This is a genomic window from Telluria sp. LT2P34 (assembly GCF_059685915.1).
Genome location: NZ_JCASIN010000002.1, coordinates 939,971 through 958,884, shown reverse-complemented (window position 1 = coordinate 958,884; position 18,914 = coordinate 939,971). Strand labels below are relative to the sequence as shown.

Below are 18,914 nucleotides of genomic sequence, written 5' to 3'. Positions count from 1 at the left end.
TGTTCCTTTGAAAACGAAATGGTCCGACGCGCTAGTGTAATGCGGCGCCGGAAATCGTGCCGGAATGACCAGATGTCAGTCGACGCGCGCAATCGCCTGGCCGGTAACCGCCGGCAGCCAGTCGTCCGCGCGGCCGCGTCCCGGAATCACGACATCCGGTGCGATTTCCAGCAGCGGCGCCAGCACAAAGGCGCGCTCGTGCATGCGCGGGTGCGGCACGGCCAGATCAAGCGTCTGGATGGTGGCGTCGCCATACAGCAGCAGGTCGAGGTCCAGCGTGCGCGGGGCGTTGCGGTAGGGCCGTTCGCGGCCGTGTGCGAGCTCGATCGCCTGCAAGGCGGCGAGCAGGGCGTGGGCGTCGAGGCTGGTCTCGAGCCGGGCCACTGCATTGATGTAGTCGTCGCCCGATGCGTCGACCGGCGCCGTGCGCCACAGGCTGGAGCTGGCCGTCAGGCGGCAGCCGGGCAGGGACGCCAGGCGGGCCAGGGCGTCAAGCACGTTCCCGCGCGCATCCCCCAGATTGGCGCCGATGCCGATAAAGGCCATCATGCCTTCAGCCGGCTTCGCGCTTGTAGGTCCCCGAGCTGGAATCGGTGATGATGTCGGCGATGGAGGTGGCGGCCGAACGCGGCGCCGGGCCTGGCGCCGAACCCGCCTCCATACCCTCGTCGCCTTCGTCGTTGCGGTTGCGCGGTGCGCGCCGCGGCGGGCGCTTCTTCTTGTCGCCGCTGGCCGGGCGTGTCGCCTGGGTCAGCAGGCGCTCGCGGTCGCCCGCTTCGCCTTCGTAGAAGTCGGTCCACCATTCGCCGATTTCCATGTCCAGCTCGCCCGAGGCGCAGCGCAGCAGCAGGAAGTCGTAGCCGGCGCGGAAGCGCGGGTTTTCCAGCAGCTTGTGGGGGGCGCGGCCGGTGCGGCGCTCGAAGCGCGGCTGCATGGCCCAGATGTCGCGCATGTCGGTGGCGATGCGGCGCTGCAGGGCCAGGTTGTCGGTTTGGGTGTCGAGCACGGCATCCGCGGCCAGGTGCAGGGCCGGAATCGGCGCTTCGCCGGCGGCGCGGTAAGCGGTCCACTTTTCCAGCACCTGGTGCCACAGCAGCGCGGCGAACAGGAAGCCCGGCGAGACGCCCTTACCGGCTTTTACGCGCGCATCGGTCGATTCGAGTGCCAGAGTGACGAACTTCATGCCGATCGGCTGCTCCAGCACGACGTCGAGCAGCGGCAGCAGGCCGTGGTGCAGGCCGGCCGAGCGCAGTTCCTGGAGGCAGGCCAGCGCGTGGCCCGACAGCAGCAGTTTCAGCATTTCGTCGAACACGCGCGCGGCCGGCACGTTGTCGATCAGCGGCGCCATCACGGGAATCGGCTCGCGCGTGTGCGGCTCGATCGTGAAGCCGAGCTTGGCCGCGAAGCGCACCACTCGCAGCATGCGCACCGGATCTTCGCGGTAGCGCGCTTCGGGCACGCCGATGATGCGCAGGGTTTTCGCGCGGATATCGGCGATGCCGCCGTGGTAGTCCAGCACCGACTGGTTGGCAGGGTCGTAGTACATCGCGTTGATGGTGAAGTCGCGCCGCTCGGCATCCTCGTGCTGCGGGCCGAAGCTGTTGTCGCGCAGGACGCGGCCATGCTCGTCTTTCGGCGCATTGTCGGCGCCCTTGCCGCGGAAGGTGGTCACTTCCAGCAGCTCCTGGCCGAACATCACGTGCACGATCTGGAAGCGGCGCCCGATGATGAAGGCGCGCCGGAACAGCTTTTTCACTTGCTCCGGCGTGGCGTCGGTGGCGATGTCGAAGTCTTTCGGTTTTATGCCCAGCAGCAGGTCGCGCACGGCGCCGCCCACGACAAAAGCTTTATAACCGGCCTCCTGCAGGGTCTGCGTCAGGCGGATCGCGTTCGGCGACACCAGTTTCAGGTCGATGCCGTGTTCTGCCGGGCCGAGGATGTCCGGCTGGGTGGGGTCGCGCTCGTCTTTCACGCCAAGCATTTTACGAATGAATTTTTTAATCATTGAAGAGATGGAGTAAAGGCCAGCCTTGGGCGTGTGCGTGGCTGGCGAGCGCGGCGCTCGGGTTGGTCGCGACCGGATGGGAGACGATCGACAGCAACGGCAGGTCGTTGTGCGAATCGCTGTAAAAATAGCTGCATTCGAAACCGGCGAAGGGCCGGCCGAGCTTCTCGAGCCAGGCGTGCATGTGCACGATCTTGCCCGGGCCCGAGGTCGGCGTACCCGCCAGCTTGCCGGTGGGGTGGCCGTTGGCGTCGAGTTCGGGCATCGCGGCCAGATGGTGCTCGACGTTGAACAGCCGCGCGATCGGCGCGGTGATGACATGGTTGGTGGCGGTGATGATCGCCACCAGGTCGCCGGCTTCCTGATGGCGCCGCACCAGGCTCAGTGCTTGCGGCCGGATCGCCGGTGCGATCACTTCACGCATGTACTGCGCCTGGAGCGCCGCCAGTTCGTCGGCGGAAAAGCCGGCCAGCGTGCCGAGGGCAAATTCGAGGTATTCGACCGGATCGAGCACGCCGGCCTGGTACTGCGCAAAGAAGGCTTCGTTGCGGCGCTGGTAGCCGGCGCCGTCGACGGCGCCAACGCGCACCAGGAACTGGCCCCACTCGAAATCCGAGTCGATCGGCAGCAGGGTGTGGTCGAGGTCGAACAGGGCGAGTTTCATTGTATGGTTTTCGACTGCGTGGTTTCCGATTGCGCGGCTTCCGGCTGGGCGGCATCGGCCGGCGGATGCGCCAGCAGCAGGTCGCGCAGCAGCGGCAGCGTGACCGGCCGCTGGGTTTCGAGCGAATACTGGTCGAGGGCGTCGAGCATCGTCGCCAGCGAGCGCATGTCGCGCTTGAAATGGGACAGCAGGTAGGGTAACACGCTGGCCGACAGGGTCAGGCCGCGCGCCTCGGCCGCCTGGGTCAGGGCCGCGATCTTCTGGTCGTCCGACAGCCCGTGGATCAGGTAGATCAGGCCCCAGCCCATGCGCGTGCGCAGGTCTTCGCGTACCGGCAGCACGGCCGGCGGCACCGGGCCGGTCGAGACCATGTAGGCGCCGTGCTCGCGGATCTGGTTGAAGAGGGCAAAGGCGTCGATCTGGCGCGCCGGCGACAGGCGCGCGCAGTCGTCGAGCAGGTAGAGCGTGGTGTCGGGCGCGAACACGAAATCGGCGGCCGGGGCGTCGCAGGCGATGTAGCGCGACTGCGGGGTGGCGGCCAGCGCCTGCAGCAGGTGGGTCTTGCCAGCGCCGGAGTCGCCCCACAGGTAGGCGAAATGCTCGCGCGATGCACGCTGCGCGAACTGGTGCATCAGGTGCGCCAGTTCGGCATTTTCCCCGACCTGGAAGGTATCGAGGCTGTGCGCCGGATCGGCGCCTAAATCGAGCACCAGTTGTTTCATGGCGTCGGGTTCATCCTGGAAGTATCATGCGGCGCGTACTCCGGATGGCGATAATGGGGGCATGTTTTTGTTTTGTTAGAATAGCGGATTGACCAGAATCAGCGCATCCATCCGGTCCACGCCTTCTATTTTACCGCCTCTGCTGCCAAATACCATGAGCCAACCATCTAATGTTTCTCTCTCCTACCGCGACGCCGGTGTCGACATCGACGCCGGCGACGCCCTGGTCGAAGCGATCAAGCCGTTTGCCAAGCGCACCATGCGTGAAGGCGTGCTTGGCGGTATCGGCGGTTTCGGCGGCCTGTTCGAGATCAGCAAGAAGTTCAAGGAGCCGGTGCTGGTGTCGGGCACCGACGGCGTCGGCACCAAACTGCGGCTGGCCTTCGAGCTGAACCGCCACGACACGGTCGGCATCGACCTGGTCGCGATGAGCGTCAACGACATCCTGGTGCAGGGTGCGGAACCCCTGTTCTTCCTCGACTACTTCGCCTGCGGCAAGCTCGACGTGGCCACCGCCACCGCCGTGGTGAAAGGCATCGCCCTCGGCTGCGAACAGTCCGGCTGCGCGCTGCTCGGCGGCGAGACCGCCGAGATGCCGGGCATGTACCCGGACGGCGAATACGACCTGGCCGGTTTCGCGGTCGGCGCCGTGGAAAAGTCGCAGATCATCGACGGCAGCAAGATCGTCGCGGGCGACGTGGTGCTGGGCCTGGCGTCGTCGGGCATCCACTCGAACGGCTATTCGCTGGTGCGCAAGATCATCGAAGTCGCCAAGCCGGACTTGGAGGCGGACTTCCACGGGCGCAAGCTGGCCGACGTGCTGATGGAACCGACCCGCCTCTACGTGAGACCGCTGCTGGCGCTGATGGCCTCGATGGAAGTCAAGGGCCTGGTCCACATCACCGGCGGCGGCCTGGTCGAGAACATCCCGCGCGTGCTGCAAGACCACCTGACGGCCGTGCTCGACGCCACATCCTGGACCATGCCGCCGCTGTTCAGTTGGCTGCAGCAGCACGGCGGCGTGGCCGATGCCGAGATGCACCGCGTGTTCAACTGCGGCATCGGCATGACGGTCATCGTCGCGAAGGAAAACGCGGATGCGGCGATGGCCCAGCTGCAGGCGGCCGGCGAAACCGTCTACCGCATCGGCGAAATCCGCGCCCGCGAAGAGGGCCAGGCGCAGACCGTGGTGGTGTAAGCAGCAACGGGCAGGACAAAGGCGCTCCGCGGAGCGCCTTTTTTATTCCCCTGCCGCCTTGTGCAGCACCTTCGGCACACGCGCCGCGCGCAGGCGGAACGCGTCCGGCATGCGCGCGCCGAGCAGCGGGCGCAGGTAGAGGCGGAAGGCGTCGGTGACGTCGGTGCCGGATTCGCTGATGAATTCGTCTTCCATGGTGCGCGTCTTGCCCGCGACCGCGTCCAGGCTCTGGAGTTCGTAGTCGACCGAATAGAAACCGGTGCGGCGGATCGCCACCGAACCGTCGGCGTCGCCCCACATCGCGAACTGCACCGCCTTTTCGCCGACTTCGCGGGCTTCCCTCTGGTCGACGTCGGACACGCAGCCGATGAAGGAGCGCTGCAGGTAGCCGAAGGTGTCGCCGCGCACGCGCTTGATGCCGAGTCTGGCCTTGATCTCGTCGCACAGCAGGTCGGCCAGGGCGCCGGTGCCCGACAGTTGCACGTTGCCGTGGTCGTCGCGTTCGATTTCCTTGGCCAGCAGAGTGGCCACCGGCGCGCCGGAGGCATCGTGGATGCCTTCGGAGACGGCGATCACGCAGCGGCCGTGGCGTTCGTACACGGCTTTCACATCGGCCAGGAAACGCTCCAGCTCGAAGACCCGCTCGGGCAGGTAGATCAGGTGCGGGCCGTCGTCGGGGAATTTCTTACCCAGCGCGGACGCCGCGGTGAGGAAGCCGGCGTGGCGCCCCATCACGACGCCGACGTAGACGCCGGGTAATGCTGCATTGTCGAGGTTGGCGCCGGCAAAGGCCTGGGCGACGAAGCGCGCGGCCGACGGAAAGCCCGGTGTGTGGTCATTGCCGACCAGGTCGTTGTCGATGGTTTTCGGGATGTGGATGCTGCGCAGCGGGTAGCCGGCGGCGCGCGCCTGCTCGCTGACGATTTTCACCGTGTCGGCCGAGTCGTTGCCGCCGATGTAGAAAAAGTGTTCGATTTCGTGCGCGCGCAGGACTTCCAGAATGCGCGTGCAATACGCGGCGTCGGGCTTGTCGCGGGTGGAGCCGAGCGCCGACGAGGGCGTGGCGGCGACCAGTTCCAGGTTGTGGCTGGTTTCCTGGGTCAGGTCGAGGAAGTCTTCGTTGACGATGCCGCGTACGCCGTGCAGGGCGCCGTAGATGCGCGTGACCTGCTGGAAGCGGCGCGCTTCCAGCGCCACCCCCACCATCGACTGGTTGATGACGGCGGTCGGACCGCCTCCTTGTGCAACGAGGATTTTGCCGGACGACATACGCACCTCCCTTGTTCAAAGTGGCGGCCAGGCGGCCGCAAGCTTTACTGCTGAACTGCTCCCGGGCCGATGTTCTTGTCCAGGAATTTTTCGACTCGGGTCCAGAAATCGATGCTGTTTTTTGGCAGGTAGAAGCCGTGGCCTTCGGCCGGATATTCGACCCATTCGACGTTCGGGTTAGTGCGTTTTACTGCCGAATAAAACTTCGTGCCATGGTCGATCGGCACGCGGCGGTCGACACCGCCGTAGGCCAGCAGCAGCGGCGCCTTGATGCGCGCGGCCTGCTCGATCGGTGAAGTGGCCGTCAGCTGAGCTGCGTCCTTGACGCGGTCGCCGATCATTTCCGGCATGCCGTAACGCTTCCATTCATCCGACAAATCGTTCGTATGGTTGGCGCTGGAATACATCAGGTTGATGTCGGAGACGCCGACCCAGTTCACGCCGCACTTGTACAGGTCCGGATCGTTCACCAGGCCCATCAGCGTGGCATAGCCGCCATAGCTGGCGCCGGCGATGCAGACGCGCTTCGGATCGGCATAGCCCTTTTCGACCGCCCAGCGCACGCCGTCGGCGATGTCGTTCTGCATGGCCAGGCCCCACTGCTTGAAGCTGGCCTTGTAGTGCGCGGCGCCAAAACCGAGACTGCCACGGAATTCCGGTTCCAGCACCGCATAGCCGCGCGAGGCGAGGAACTGGGTCGTCGGGGACCAGCCCCAGCTGCTGCCGCGCACCCAGGGGCCGCCGTGCACCATCACCACCAGCGGCAGGCCGGTGCGTTTGCCGCCCGGAGGCAGCGTCAGCAGGGCAGGAATGTTCAGGCCATCGCGCGCCTTGTAGTTCAGCGCCTGCTGCACGCCCATCTGTTTCGGATCGATGCCGGGATGGGATTCGCCGACCTTGTTGAGCACTTTTGTGTCGCGGTTGAACAGGTAATAAGTCGAAGGAATGACGTCGGAATAGGCGCGTACCAGCAGCCATGGCGTTTTTGCATGCTGGGGCGGCTCCGACATCAGGTTGACGGTTGCCGGCAGCAGCTTGTCCACCGTTTCCTGGACGGCTTTCATGGCCGGGTCGAACCACTCGACTGACTCGGCATCGGTTGTGAAGCGCATGCCCAGCACCTTCTCGCGGCTGGTCAGGATCGTGCCGTCGAAGTCATAGCCCTTGGTGCTGACCAGCGGCTCCGGGTTGAGCGTGCCGGTGGCGACATCCAGGGTGTGCACGGCGCTCGTGTCGCGGCCCTGTCGCGTGCTGACATACAGTTTGCCGTCGGGACCGAAAGCGAGCGGCGTAATGGTATTTTCGTTGTTGCCGTACAGCTTGTACGTGATCAGCTTGCGCCATTCCTTCGTTGCCGGGTCGAGGTAGTGAATAATGCCGCTGTCTTCGTCGGTGCCGACGGCAATGCGCGGCTCGCCCTTGTGGTCCAGCATCCAGTCGGTCACGTCTTCTTTGGGACGGGTGACTTCCTGCGAATGGCCGGTGACCGTATTCAGGCGCAGCAGGGTGTACCTGTTTCGTTTGCGGGCATTGTCCCAGACACTGTTGAGCACGTAGGCGTATTCGGAATCCTGGGCGCCGCGTTCCTCGAGCATGAAAGTATGCCACGGCAGCAGGCGGCGTCCGGTCCGTTGCCCGGTGCGCTGGCTTGTGCGGGAAAATCCGGTCTCAGCCAGCTGGATCAGGTCGCTGCCGTCGCGGTTGACCGCAAACAATCCTGGCGCATACTCGTGGTCGCCCGGAGCGACCTTGCGGTCGTCGACATTGAACATCAGGCGTTCGCTGTTGACCCACTGGAAGTCGCCGATGTCGGAATCGTTATACGCCGCCACCACCTTGCCCTTGTTCGTTTCCAGATCGACCACGACCAGGAAATCGCGCTGGCCGGGCGCGCTGCTGCGCGCGGCGATCGAACGGCCATCCGGAGACAATACGCCGCCATTGAAGGCGGGATTGCTGAAGAAACGCTCGATTGGCGGCAGGGCAGGCGTGGCCTGCGCGTGGACGCCGGGAGCGGCGCACAGCGACAGCGCGAACAGGGTGGCGTGGAAGAGGGAAGCACGGGTAAGCGGCATGCAAGATTCCTGGTCGAGAAAAGGGCCGCCATCGGCGGAACTGATATTTCTCAAGAATAACATTCATACATGTCAAAAAGCCATGCACCGGGGTTAATTTAGCGCCTTATTCAGGCGCCCGGATATGGTCGACCAGCGCATCGCTGGCGCGCGCCGGGCGCGGGCTCAGCAGGCTGGCGATGAGGATTGCCGCCATCCCCGCCGGCACTCCGAAAATCCCGGCCGACATCGGCGCGATGTCGAACCAGGCGGCGTCCAGGCGTCCACCCAGCATCGGGTTAACCCGGATCATGTAATAAAGGCAGACCAGGAAGCCGGCCACCATGCCGGCAATGGCGCCGACGTGGTTGGCGCGCTTCCAGAACACGCCCAGCACCAGCGCCGGGAACAGCGTCGAGGCCGCCAGGGAGAACGCGGCGCCGACCAGCGACAGGATGTCGGCCGGCTTTTGCGAGGCGGCGTAGGCGGCGATGAAAGCGACGGCCAGCAGCAGCAGCTTGGAAATCGTCACCCGCTTCTGGGTCGAGGCGCCCGGGTCGACGATCTTGTAATACACGTCGTGCGACAGCGCGTTCGAAATCGCCAGCAGCAGGCCGTCGGCGGTGGACAGCGCCGCGGCCAGGCCGCCGGCCGCCACCAGGCCCGAAATGACATACGGCAGGCCAGCGATTTCCGGCGTGGCCAGCACCAGCAGGTCGCCGTCGATGGCGATTTCGGCCAGCTGCACCAGGCCGTCGCCGTTGATGTCGATAACTTGAATTAAGGGATTGACCTTGTCGATGTTGCCCCAGTAGGCAATCCAGGTCGGCAAGGCGGAGAAATCGCTGCCGACCAGGCTGCTGTAGATGTCGTATTTCACCAGCACCGCCAGCGCCGGAATCGAGAGGTAGATCAGCAGGATGAAGAACAGGGTCCAGAACACCGAGACCCGGGTTTCCGCGACCGATGGCGTGGTGTACGAGCGCATCAGGATGTGGGGCAGGGCGGCGGTGCCGAACATCAGGCAGAACACGAGCGCCAAAAAATTGTTCCGACGCACATTTGATTCGGCAATCGTTGCGCCGGGAAAAGGCGTGGCATGCGGCTCGGGCGGCTGGGCCCGCGCCAGCAGGCGCGCGCGCTGCGCTTGCCAGAGCGCCTCGGCGTCTTCCGGCGTTTTCGGGTACGCCGCCAGGGCCCGTTCGGCGCTGCGCACGTCGGCCAGGGCGACGTTGCGCAGGCGCGCCGTGTCGAGGCGCTGCTGGGCGGCGAGCCGGCCGGCTTCCCAGGAGGCGGGCAAGGCCGCCAGCCGCTGTGCATAGACGTCGGCCTCGCGCCGGAAACTGGCGCGCACGTCCTGCTCGCGCGGGTCTTGCATCAGTTGCGCTTCGCGCTGGGCCAGCTTCGGCAGCACCGCACCGTAGGCCACCTGCGGCAGCGGATTGTCGGCATGCTTGACCGACAGCCACATCGTCGGGATCAAAAAGGCGACCAGGATGATGATGTATTGCGCCACCTGGGTCCAGGTAATGCCGCGCATGCCGCCCAGGAAGGAACACACGAGAATGCTCGCCAGTCCCAGGAAGATGCCGACCGAAAAATCGACGCCGGTGAAGCGCGACGCGATCAGTCCCACCGCGTAGATTTGCGCCACCACGTAGACGAAGGAGACGATGATGGTCGCGCCGACGGCCAGCAGCCGCACCGGCCCGCCGCGCCCGCCCGCGCCGCCGCCATAGCGCACCGCGAGGTAGTCCGGAATCGTGTACTGGGCAAACTTGCGCAGGTAGGGCGCGATCAGCAGCGCGACCAGGCAATAGCCGCCGGTCCAGCCCATGATGTAGGCGAGGGCGTCGAAGCCGACCACGTACAGGCCGCCGGCCAGGCTGATGAAGCTGGCTGCCGAAATCCAGTCGGCGGCGGTCGCCATGCCGTTGAACAGGGCCGGCACGCGGCGCCCGGCGACATAGTATTCGGTGACGTTCGAGGTGCGGCTGATGACGCCGATGGCGGCGTACAGCACGATGGTGGCGAACATGAACAGGTGGCCGATCCACAGCCGCGGCATGCCTTCGTTTTCGAGGATCGTCAGGGCCACCAGGAAACCGGCGAAGCAGAGGCAGAACCAGGCGTAGTAGCCCGACAGGCGCCGGAAATAGGCCGAGGGAGAAGCGGATGGGGAACGGGGCTGCACTGCGGGCCGCGGGCTCACGTGGCGTCCCCGGCGGCATTGTCCATCGCGCGCGCGTACTCGCGGTCGTAGCGGCGCATGCGCCATGCATAGGCGCCGATGATCGCCAGGCAGACCAGCGAGGCGCCCTGCGCCGCCATGTAGAACGACAGCGGCCAGCCGAACACGGTGATGCCGGCCAGCTCACGCGCGAAAAACACGGTGCAAAAGCCGGTGCCCAGCCAGAGCGCCATCAGGACGATCGTCAGGCGGCGCGTGCGGCGCCAGTGGACGATGCGCGCCGCGCGCAGGCGGCGCTGGTGCTGGGGATCGGCGGCGGGCGTGACGGATTCAGGCGGCATCGGGAGGCGTGGTGACGGGTGGCGGGAAGGTCAGCCGGAACAGGCTGCCCGGGTATTTCGGCAGTATGCTGCGCGGGTTGCTGAAGATGGCAACGTCCGCGCCGTGCTGCCCGGCGATCTCGCGCACGATCGCGAGGCCGAGGCCGCTGCCGGTCGTGTTCGAACCGAGGATGCGGTAAAAGCGCTCGAACACGTGGGCGCGCTCCTGGGGCGCGATGCCGGGGCCGGTGTCCTCGACCTCGAGCAAGGCGTGCTCGCCGTCGCGCCGCACCCGCACCGTGACGCTGCCGCCGGCCGGGGTGTAGCGCAGCGCATTGTCGATCAGGTTCGACAGCAGTTCGCGCAGCATCATCCCATTGCCGGCAATCACCACCGGCGCGTCGTGCGCTTCGTAGCCGAGGTCGATCGCATGGGCGAACGAGGCCTGCACCCAGTCCTGCACCGTGTTGCGCGCCAGGGCGCCGAGTTCGATTTCCTCGAAGGCCAGTCCCGCATGCGGCTGGTTTTCCGCGCGCGCCAGGGCGAGCAGCTGGTTGACGAGGCGGGTCGCCGATTCCGAGCTTTTCGCCAGTTGTTCCAGCGACTGGTGGATTTCGTCGGGATCGAGCTGGCGCAGCGCCAGCTCGGACTGCATGCGCATGCCGGCCAGCGGCGTCTTCATCTGGTGCGCGGCGTCGGCAATAAAACGCTTTTGCATGTCGATGGTCTGGGCCAGGCGCCCGAGCATGTCGTTGAGCGAGCCGACCAGCGGCGAAATTTCTTCCGGCACCTGGCGCGAGTCGATAGGCGACAGGTCGTCCGAGGGCCGCGCGCGGATGCGTTCCTGGAGTTCCGCCAGCGGCGACAATCCGCGCGAAAGGGCGAACCAGACCAGCGCCAGGATGATCGGCAGGATGATGAACTGGGGCAGGATCACGCCCTTGATGATCTCGTTGGCGAGCAGGGCGCGCTTGTCGAGCGTTTCGGCCACCTGCAGCAGCGCCTGGCGCCGCGCGCTCTTGGGCGCCGTGCGCGGATCGAGGTTGACGTAGAGGTAGGCCACGCGCAGCGGCTGGCCCTGCAGGGCGGCGTTGCGGAAGTGGACGGCGCCGTCCATGTCGGCTTCGTCGTCAAGCGGGCGCGGCAGCTCGCGGTCGCCGTCGACATGGCGGCCATCGGCATCGAGCACCTGGAAATACACGCTGTCGACATCGTCGGCGCGCAGGAAATCGCGCGCGCTGGCGGACAGGCGGGTGTCGATCGCGCCTTCTTCCACGCGCACCTGCTGGGCCAGCACCGTGACCCGGTTCTCGAGCGCATGGTCGAAAGGCTGGTTGGCGATCGATTTCGCGACCAGGTAGGTGATGGCGATGCTCATCGGCCACAGCAGCAGCAGCGGGGCCAGCATCCAGTCGAGGATTTCGCCGAACAGCGAATGCTGGATGTTTTCTTCCGGCTCGGGATTGGGCGGGACGTACAGCGGCTCGGGGTGTTCGCTCTCGCGTGGCCGCATGGGGGCAGCGCGGAACTTCACTTCGACGTGGCTGCCGATCCGGGCGCGGCGGCGCTGCTGCTGCGCGCGTCCGGGTATTTTTCCAGGCAGTAGCCGAGTCCGCGCACGGTCGCGATGCGCACGCCGCCCACTTCGATCTTCTTGCGCAGGCGGTGCACATAGACTTCGATGGCGTTGTTCGAGACTTCCTCGCCCCATTCGCACAGGTGATCGACCAACTGCTCTTTCGACACGAGGCGCCCGGTGCGCGCCAGCAGGATTTCCAGCAGGCCCAGTTCGCGCGCGGACAAGTCGAGCATCTGCTCGTCGATATAGGCGCTTCGGCCGACCTGGTCATAGCTCAGCGGGCCGTGGCGCACCACGGTGGGGCCGCCGCCGGCGCCGCGCCGGGTGAGGGCGCGCACCCGCGCCTCGAGTTCCGACAGGGCGAAAGGCTTGGCCATGTAGTCGTCGGCGCCGAGGTCCAGTCCTTCCACCCGCTGCTCGACGGAATCGGCCGCGGTGAGGATCAGGACCGGCAGCAGCGAAGAGCGCGCCCGCAGGCGGCGCAGCACTTCCAGGCCGGACATTTTCGGCAGCCCGAGATCGAGGATGAGAAGGTCGAATTCCTGGGTCGAGAGCGCCGTGTCGGCCTCCTGGCCGTTGCGCACGGCATCGATCGCATAGCCGGACTGGCGCAAGGAGCGCGTCAGGCCATCTGCGAGTACGCTATCATCTTCAGCAAGCAAAATTCGCATAAGATCACCCTGTTTTTCGATTAGACCGCCCGGTTGCACCCATTGTGTTTGATTTAGCGCAACAATGCGAGCCTTCTCCCACATATGGGCAGATAGCGCTTGCAAAAACTACTGGATTTTTATACAGTACTACCTATTGAAAAGCGCGATGGTGCCCCTACCTAGGTACCTCCAAGACTGAGAGAAAATTATGGACGACAAGAAAATAGTACACAACGCTGCTGAAAAGAGTAAGGCACTGGCCGCCGCCCTCGCGCAAATCGAAAAGCAGTTCGGCAAGGGTTCGGTCATGCGCATGGACGCGAACACCCCGGTCGAAGAAGTGCAGACGGTCTCGACCGGCTCGCTCGGCCTGGACATCGCCCTCGGCGTCGGCGGCCTGCCGCGCGGCCGTATCGTGGAAATCTACGGTCCGGAATCCTCGGGTAAAACCACGCTGACCCTGCAAACCATCGCCCAGATGCAAAAACTGGGTGGCACCTGCGCCTTTATCGACGCCGAGCACGCGCTCGACGTGGGTTACGCCCAGAAGCTGGGCATCAAGCTCGACGAACTGCTGATCTCGCAGCCGGACACCGGCGAGCAGGCGCTCGAAATCACCGATGCGCTGGTGCGTTCGGGTTCGGTCGACCTGGTGGTCATCGACTCGGTGGCGGCACTGACGCCGCGCGCCGAGATCGAAGGCGACATGGGCGATTCGCTGCCGGGCTTGCAGGCGCGACTGATGTCGCAGGCACTGCGCAAGCTGACCGCCTCGATCAACCGCACCAACACGCTGGTCATCTTCATTAACCAGATCCGCATGAAGATCGGCGTGATGTTCGGCAGCCCGGAAACCACGACCGGCGGTAACGCGCTGAAGTTCTACGCATCCGTGCGCCTGGACATCCGCCGTACCGGCTCGATCAAGTCGGGTGACGAGGTCATCGGTAACGAAACGAAGGTCAAGGTCGTCAAGAACAAGATCGCGCCACCGTTCCGCGAAGCGCACTTCGACATTCTTTATGGAGAGGGCACTTCCCGCGAAGGCGAAATCCTCGATCTTGGCGCCGATAACAAGATCGTCGAGAAGTCCGGTTCCTGGTACAGCTACAACGGCGAACGCATCGGCCAGGGCAAGGACAACGCCCGCCAGTTCCTGAGAGACCGCCCAGCCCTGGCGCGTGAAATCGAGAACAAGGTCCGTGCAGCACTCGGCGTGCGCGAGCTGCAAGCGCCGGTCGGTGGCGACGCCGAAGACAAGGTGCCGAAGCAGGTCAAAGCTGTCGCCGCCGAGTAATGCTGGCGTGCTGTCTATCGCAGTGACACCATGCGCGGGCCAGTACTCAGCCTGAAGGGCCGGGCGCTGCGCTTCCTCTCCATGAGGGAGCACAGCCGCATCGAGCTCAAGCGCAAGCTGGCGCCCCATGCCGAGGAGGGCGACGATATCGACGCCCTCCTCGATTTCCTTGAAAAGAACAACTGGCTGTCGCAGGAGCGTTTTGCCGAATCGCTGATTCATCGCAAGGCTGGACGTTACGGCAACAGCCGCGTCGTCGCCGAGCTGCAAAGCCACGGCATCAACGGCGAAGCGCTGGCCGAGCTCAAGCCCGGCCTGGCCGAGAGCGAGGTCGCCCGCGCCCTCGAAGTCTGGGAGCGCAAATTCGGCACCGTCGCCCAAGACCATGCCGAGCGCAACAAGCAGATGCGGTTCATGATGGCGCGCGGCTTTTCCAGCAATGCCGTACGTGCCGCGCTCAAGGGCGCGCCCGACGACGACGATTTTTAAAGCACACCGAGTAGTACAAGGCGCCAGCGTGGAGCGTCATCTGTCGATATGCGCCCGCATATTCCTCAACGACGGATGGCGCTGCGCGCTGGCGCTTTCTAGTGTCCGGGACCGGCAACCCGCCTGTCGTCTTGCGCTGCTGGGCACTACCATTCTCCGGATGCGCCGGCCCCTCCCGATCTTCCGCCTTTCCCGCCGCAGTCCGGCTCCCTGGATGGGCTGCGATGATCCCTGCCTGAGCTACCGAACGACACGGTGACTTTAAAAAAGCTTCGCTTGCCCGCAACCAGGGGTCGCCCGGAACCCGGGGTCAAGAATACGTCGAGCCAGGTCATGACATGGTTTTTTGAATTCGCAAGATGATGCTCCCGCACATTGCGTGCAATGAGGCGCCATCTGCCGAGCAGCCAGGCCGATATGACTGCCGCGATGATCGGCCCGCTCTGCGCCGGGTAAGTCATCAATGTTAAGGCGCTGGCAAGAAAAGCGAACAGCAACAGCCCCGCAAAGCCGAAGCCGATCGTCAACAGAGCGAGCCCGGCCAGGAACAAGCTGAAAAACGCAAGCGTCCGGGCCGGGTCGCTTGGCTGCGTCGATACCGCCGGCTGCTGCGTGTCCGGCGCAAGAATGTCGGAAGGAGGGCGCGGCATGGCTGGTGAGACCGCAAGAAGAATGGCGTCCAGGCCGGCCTCGATTCCTGCTGCATATCGACCCTGTGCAAACTGCGGCGCGACGATATCGTGGATGATGCGCGAACATGCGGCGTCCGTCAGGGTCCCCTCAAGGCCGTAACCCACCTCGATGCGCATCTGTCGATTATCCTTCGCGACCACGAACAGCACGCCATCGTCGATGCCTTGCCGCCCCGGCTTCCACTTCTGGAAAATGTCCACGGCATACTCATCGATCGAACGCCCTCCGGTGGTCGGAATGGTTAACACCCGTATTTGATGCCCTGTCGCGTTCTCGAACTCGCGCAGTTTGCCTTCGAGATTCACCGCCTCAACGCCTAGCACCTGGGCAAGATCCGTCACCTGCGAAGAATGCGCCGGAACCTGCTCCGATGCCTGCACGTCGTCGGCCCAGCTCACTACCAGCGCGAGCGCAACCAGCGCATGCAGGGCCATTCGGGCGGCGAAGGCCAGCCCGGTTCGAAAGCCGCCGGCGCGGCGCAGGATGATTCCAGAAATTTTCATGACGGTGTTCCGGCGATGATCAGCGCACAGCATGCTGCGCCGGACAACGTCATCATTGATTAATGGCAAGTTCAGCGATGTGAGAGGACATTTGCTTCTGGACGCCTGTTATTTGCAGCAAAAAAGGTGGCGATCGACCAGCAGCACGCTTGCAGAAACCATTTGTTGCAGTGCAACCCAATCTCGCCTGTGCTAAACTTTCGCGGTTTAAGCAGCGCCGCATGAGCGGTTGTTGCCGCAGAAGCTGCGGTGACGTGCATCAGCACACCGGCTGCCACCTTGATTGCCGTTCGATCGGCACGTTTGTTTTTTTTATGCCTCTGTCTTCTCCCGCCCCGCGCTCCCTGCGGCACACTCGCGCCATCACTGTCGAAGCGTACGCGCGCGACGATGGCCTGTGGGATCTCGACGCCCGCATCCGCGACATCAAGGCACGCGACATCGTCTTGGCTTCCGGCAACCGTCCCGCCGGCACCGCCGTGCACGACCTGAGCCTGCGCATCACGGTCAACCGCGCGCTCGACATCGTCGGCGCCGAAGCCGCGTCGGACGCCGTGCCTTATCCCGGCTACTGCGACGTCATCGGCCCCGCCTATCAAAAGCTGGTTGGCCTGTCGCTCACCAAACATTTCCGGCTGCACCTGAAAGACCGCCTCTCTGGCGTGCTCGGTTGCACCCACCTGACCGAACTGGCGCAGGTTTTGCCCACCGCGGCAATCCAGGCCTTCGCCGATGACGAATTCGAGACGCGCAGCGCCGCCAATGACAGCGATGCCATGCGTCCGTACGAGATCGACCGCTGCCACGCACTGCGCGCAGACGGCCCTGCCGTAGCAAAGTATTATCCGCGCTGGGTGATCAAGGCCATTGCGGGTTAAACTTCGGGGTTAACAATCGATGTCGAAGTTTTTCAGTTAATTAACTAAATCAGTAACAGAAGAAGGGAAGCCAGCATGAAAATCCATGAGTATCAGGGCAAAGAAATCCTCCGAAAGTTCGGAGTGACGGTTCCGCGCGGCATTCCGTGCATGTCGGTCGATGAGGCCGTCAAGGCAGCTGAAGAGCTGGGCGGCCCGGTCTGGGTAGTCAAGGCGCAGATCCATGCTGGCGGCCGTGGCAAGGGCGGCGGCGTCAAGGTCGCCAAGTCGCTCGAGCAGGTCCGCGAATACGCGGAGCAGATCATGGGCATGCAGCTCATCACGCACCAGACTGGTCCTGAAGGCCAGAAAGTGCGTCGCCTGCTGGTCGAAGAAGGCGCCGACATCAAGAAGGAACTGTACGTCTCGATGGTCACCGACCGTATTTCGCAGCGCGTCGTGCTGATGGCCTCGTCGGAAGGCGGCATGGACATCGAAGAAGTCGCCCACAGCAATCCGGAAAAAATCCACTCGATCGCGATCGACCCGGCCGTCGGCCTGACCGACGCCGAAGCCGACGAGATCTCGACCAAGATCGGCGTGCCTGCCGAATCGCTGGCCGACGCCCGCACCCAGCTCAAGGGCCTGTACCAGGCTTACTGGGAAACCGATTCGTCGCTGGCTGAAATCAACCCGCTGATCCTGACCGGTTCGGGCAAGGTCATCGCCCTCGATGCGAAGTTCAACTTCGACTCGAACGCACTGTACCGCCAGCCGGAAATCGTCGCCTACCGCGACCTGGACGAAGAAGATCCAGCCGAAGTCGAAGCATCGAAGTTCGACCTGGCCTACATTTCGCTCGACGGCAACATCGGCTGCCTCGTGAACGGCGCCGGCCTGGCCATGGCCACCATGGACACCATCAAGCTGTTCGGCGGCGAGCCGGCCAACTTCCTGGACGTGGGCGGCGGTGCGACGGCTGAGAAAGTCACCGAAGCATTCAAGATCATGTTGAAGAACCCTGGCCTGAAAGCCATCCTGGTCAACATCTTCGGCGGCATCATGCGTTGCGACGTCATCGCCGAAGGCGTGATCACCGCATCGAAGGCCGTGTCGCTGCAGGTACCGCTGGTCGTGCGCATGAAGGGCACCAACGAAGACCTGGGCAAGAAGATGCTGGCCGACTCCGGTCTGCCGATCATCGCTGCCGATACGATGGAAGATGCAGCCAAGGCCGTCGTCGCCGCTGCAGCTGGTAAAGCCTAATTCAAGGAATAAAAATGTCGATCCTGATCAACAAAGATACTAAAGTCATTACCCAGGGTATCACCGGCAAGACCGGTCAGTTCCATACCCGCATGTGCCGCGACTACGCGAACGGCAAAGCCGCTTTCGTCGCTGGCGTGAACCCGAAGAAGGCCGGCGAAGACTTCGAGGGCATCCCGATCTACGCCAACGTGGCGGAAGCCAAAGCGGCTACCGGCGCCAACGTGTCGGTCATCTACGTGCCGCCGGCAGGCGCAGCCGCCGCTATCTGGGAAGCCGTCGAAGCCGACCTGGACCTGGCAATCTGCATCACCGAAGGCATTCCAGTGCGTGACATGATGGCCTTGAAGGACCGCATGGCCAAAGCCGGCTCGAAGACCTTGCTGCTGGGCCCGAACTGCCCAGGCCTGATCACCCCGGACGAAATCAAGATCGGCATCATGCCGGGTCACATCCACAAGAAGGGCCGCATCGGCGTCGTCTCGCGTTCGGGCACCCTGACTTATGAAGCAGTCGGTCAGCTGACCGCACTGGGCCTGGGCCAGTCGTCGGCAGTCGGCATCGGCGGCGATCCGATCAACGGTCTGAAGCACATCGACGTGATGCGCATGTTCAACGACGATCCTGATACCGACGCGGTCATCATGATCGGCGAAATCGGCGGACCGGACGAGGGAAATGCCGCGTACTGGATCAAGGACAACATGAAGAAGCCGGTCGTCTGCTTCATCGCCGGTGTCACCGCTCCTCCAGGCAAGCGCATGGGCCACGCCGGTGCGCTGATCTCGGGCGGCGCCGACACCGCGCAAGCCAAGCTGGACATCATGGAAGAGTGCGGCATCAAGGCCACCAAGAACCCGTCGGAAATGGCGCGCCTGCTGAAGGCCATGCTGTAATACCGATGCGTTGTTGTTGAAAGAAGGGAGCCTGCGGGCTCCCTTTTTTTGTCTCACCTTAAGTTTCCTGACGGAAATTGCTCATCAGGTGACAATTTTTGTCAGCCTGCACCGCATGCAGGACGCATTTTGTCGGTATTGTTGTATGGAAACTACCAAAACGGGGGGTAAACGGGCTGGCACGGCGCTTGCAATAAGAAGAACGTGGCACCAAGCAAAGCACCAAATAACCCCAAACACCCTGACCTGGAGATACAC

General features: G+C 64.1%; 17 protein-coding genes. 6 read left to right on the top strand and 11 right to left on the bottom strand.

From position 1 onward, the window contains the following. Positions 1 to 75: 75 nt before the first annotated feature. From folK to hda, 4 genes are read right to left on the bottom strand one after another with little or no spacing between them, the layout of a single operon-like run. Entirely contained in the window at positions 76 to 549 is a 474-nt protein-coding gene (gene folK / locus AC56KZ_RS10150) for a 2-amino-4-hydroxy-6-hydroxymethyldihydropteridine diphosphokinase (RefSeq protein ID WP_497162029.1), read from the bottom strand. A 4-nt stretch (positions 550 to 553) separates the two neighbouring features. Beyond that, positions 554 to 2,005, bottom strand: coding sequence for a polynucleotide adenylyltransferase PcnB (gene pcnB, locus AC56KZ_RS10145; RefSeq protein ID WP_497162028.1), 1,452 nt, complete (start codon positions 2,003 to 2,005; stop codon positions 554 to 556). Continuing rightward, positions 1,998 to 2,669 (bottom strand): HAD family hydrolase, encoded by a 672-nt coding sequence (locus AC56KZ_RS10140; RefSeq protein ID WP_497162027.1) that lies wholly within the window; start codon positions 2,667 to 2,669, stop codon positions 1,998 to 2,000. The genes pcnB and AC56KZ_RS10140 overlap by 8 nt, the downstream gene beginning before the upstream one ends. Beyond that, positions 2,666 to 3,391 (bottom strand): DnaA regulatory inactivator Hda, encoded by a 726-nt coding sequence (gene hda / locus AC56KZ_RS10135; protein WP_497162026.1) that lies wholly within the window; start codon positions 3,389 to 3,391, stop codon positions 2,666 to 2,668. Before hda ends, AC56KZ_RS10140 begins: the two co-directional genes overlap by 4 nt. 154 nt (positions 3,392 to 3,545) lie before the next feature. Between hda and purM the strand changes: the two genes are divergently transcribed. Next, positions 3,546 to 4,589, top strand: coding sequence for a phosphoribosylformylglycinamidine cyclo-ligase (purM, locus tag AC56KZ_RS10130; protein WP_497162025.1), 1,044 nt, complete (start codon positions 3,546 to 3,548; stop codon positions 4,587 to 4,589). 42 nt (positions 4,590 to 4,631) lie between these two features. Here purM and AC56KZ_RS10125 read toward each other — a convergent pair whose 3' ends face one another. The 6 genes from AC56KZ_RS10125 to AC56KZ_RS10100 form a co-directional block, all read right to left on the bottom strand. Then, on the bottom strand, positions 4,632 to 5,858 hold the full coding sequence (locus AC56KZ_RS10125; RefSeq protein WP_497162024.1) for a 6-phosphofructokinase: 1,227 nt from the start codon (positions 5,856 to 5,858) through the stop codon (positions 4,632 to 4,634). Positions 5,859 to 5,902: 44 nt separating this feature from the next. Next, positions 5,903 to 7,933, bottom strand: coding sequence for an alpha/beta hydrolase family protein (locus AC56KZ_RS10120; RefSeq protein ID WP_497162023.1), 2,031 nt, complete (start codon positions 7,931 to 7,933; stop codon positions 5,903 to 5,905). 106 nt (positions 7,934 to 8,039) lie between these two features. Continuing rightward, positions 8,040 to 10,124 (bottom strand): sodium:solute symporter family protein, encoded by a 2,085-nt coding sequence (locus tag AC56KZ_RS10115; RefSeq protein ID WP_497162022.1) that lies wholly within the window; start codon positions 10,122 to 10,124, stop codon positions 8,040 to 8,042. Then, on the bottom strand, positions 10,121 to 10,444 hold the full coding sequence (locus AC56KZ_RS10110; protein ID WP_497162021.1) for a DUF4212 domain-containing protein: 324 nt from the start codon (positions 10,442 to 10,444) through the stop codon (positions 10,121 to 10,123). The genes AC56KZ_RS10115 and AC56KZ_RS10110 overlap by 4 nt, the downstream gene beginning before the upstream one ends. Beyond that, positions 10,434 to 11,936 (bottom strand): sensor histidine kinase N-terminal domain-containing protein, encoded by a 1,503-nt coding sequence (locus tag AC56KZ_RS10105; RefSeq protein WP_497162020.1) that lies wholly within the window; start codon positions 11,934 to 11,936, stop codon positions 10,434 to 10,436. Before AC56KZ_RS10105 ends, AC56KZ_RS10110 begins: the two co-directional genes overlap by 11 nt. A gap of 17 nt (positions 11,937 to 11,953) precedes the next feature. Beyond that, positions 11,954 to 12,673: a response regulator gene (locus tag AC56KZ_RS10100; protein ID WP_497162019.1), complete on the bottom strand. Its 720-nt coding sequence runs from the start codon at positions 12,671 to 12,673 to the stop codon at positions 11,954 to 11,956. Positions 12,674 to 12,863: 190 nt separating this feature from the next. On the opposite strand from AC56KZ_RS10100, the gene recA reads away from it, so the two are divergent. Both recA and recX read left to right on the top strand, forming a co-directional pair. Then, complete coding sequence (recA, locus tag AC56KZ_RS10095) at positions 12,864 to 13,952, top strand: recombinase RecA (protein ID WP_497162018.1); 1,089 nt, start codon at positions 12,864 to 12,866, stop codon at positions 13,950 to 13,952. 30 nt (positions 13,953 to 13,982) lie between these two features. Beyond that, the gene (gene recX / locus AC56KZ_RS10090; RefSeq protein ID WP_497162017.1) at positions 13,983 to 14,441 is read left to right on the top strand and encodes a recombination regulator RecX; all 459 of its coding nucleotides are present in this window, start codon (positions 13,983 to 13,985) and stop codon (positions 14,439 to 14,441) included. 146 nt (positions 14,442 to 14,587) lie between these two features. Here the strand turns inward: recX and AC56KZ_RS10085 are convergent, their stop codons facing one another. Continuing rightward, positions 14,588 to 15,637 (bottom strand): TPM domain-containing protein, encoded by a 1,050-nt coding sequence (locus tag AC56KZ_RS10085; protein ID WP_497162016.1) that lies wholly within the window; start codon positions 15,635 to 15,637, stop codon positions 14,588 to 14,590. 149 nt (positions 15,638 to 15,786) lie between these two features. On the opposite strand from AC56KZ_RS10085, the gene AC56KZ_RS10080 reads away from it, so the two are divergent. The 3 genes from AC56KZ_RS10080 to sucD all read left to right on the top strand — a co-directional run bounded on the left by AC56KZ_RS10080 (position 15,787) and on the right by sucD (position 18,656). Further along, entirely contained in the window at positions 15,787 to 16,515 is a 729-nt protein-coding gene (locus tag AC56KZ_RS10080) for a DUF2889 domain-containing protein (protein ID WP_497162015.1), read from the top strand. A gap of 75 nt (positions 16,516 to 16,590) precedes the next feature. Then, a complete protein-coding gene (gene sucC / locus AC56KZ_RS10075) occupies positions 16,591 to 17,760 on the top strand; it encodes an ADP-forming succinate--CoA ligase subunit beta (RefSeq protein WP_497162014.1) in 1,170 nt (389 codons plus the stop codon). 14 nt (positions 17,761 to 17,774) lie between these two features. After that, the gene (gene sucD / locus AC56KZ_RS10070; protein ID WP_497162013.1) at positions 17,775 to 18,656 is read left to right on the top strand and encodes a succinate--CoA ligase subunit alpha; all 882 of its coding nucleotides are present in this window, start codon (positions 17,775 to 17,777) and stop codon (positions 18,654 to 18,656) included. Positions 18,657 to 18,914 lie beyond the last annotated feature (258 nt).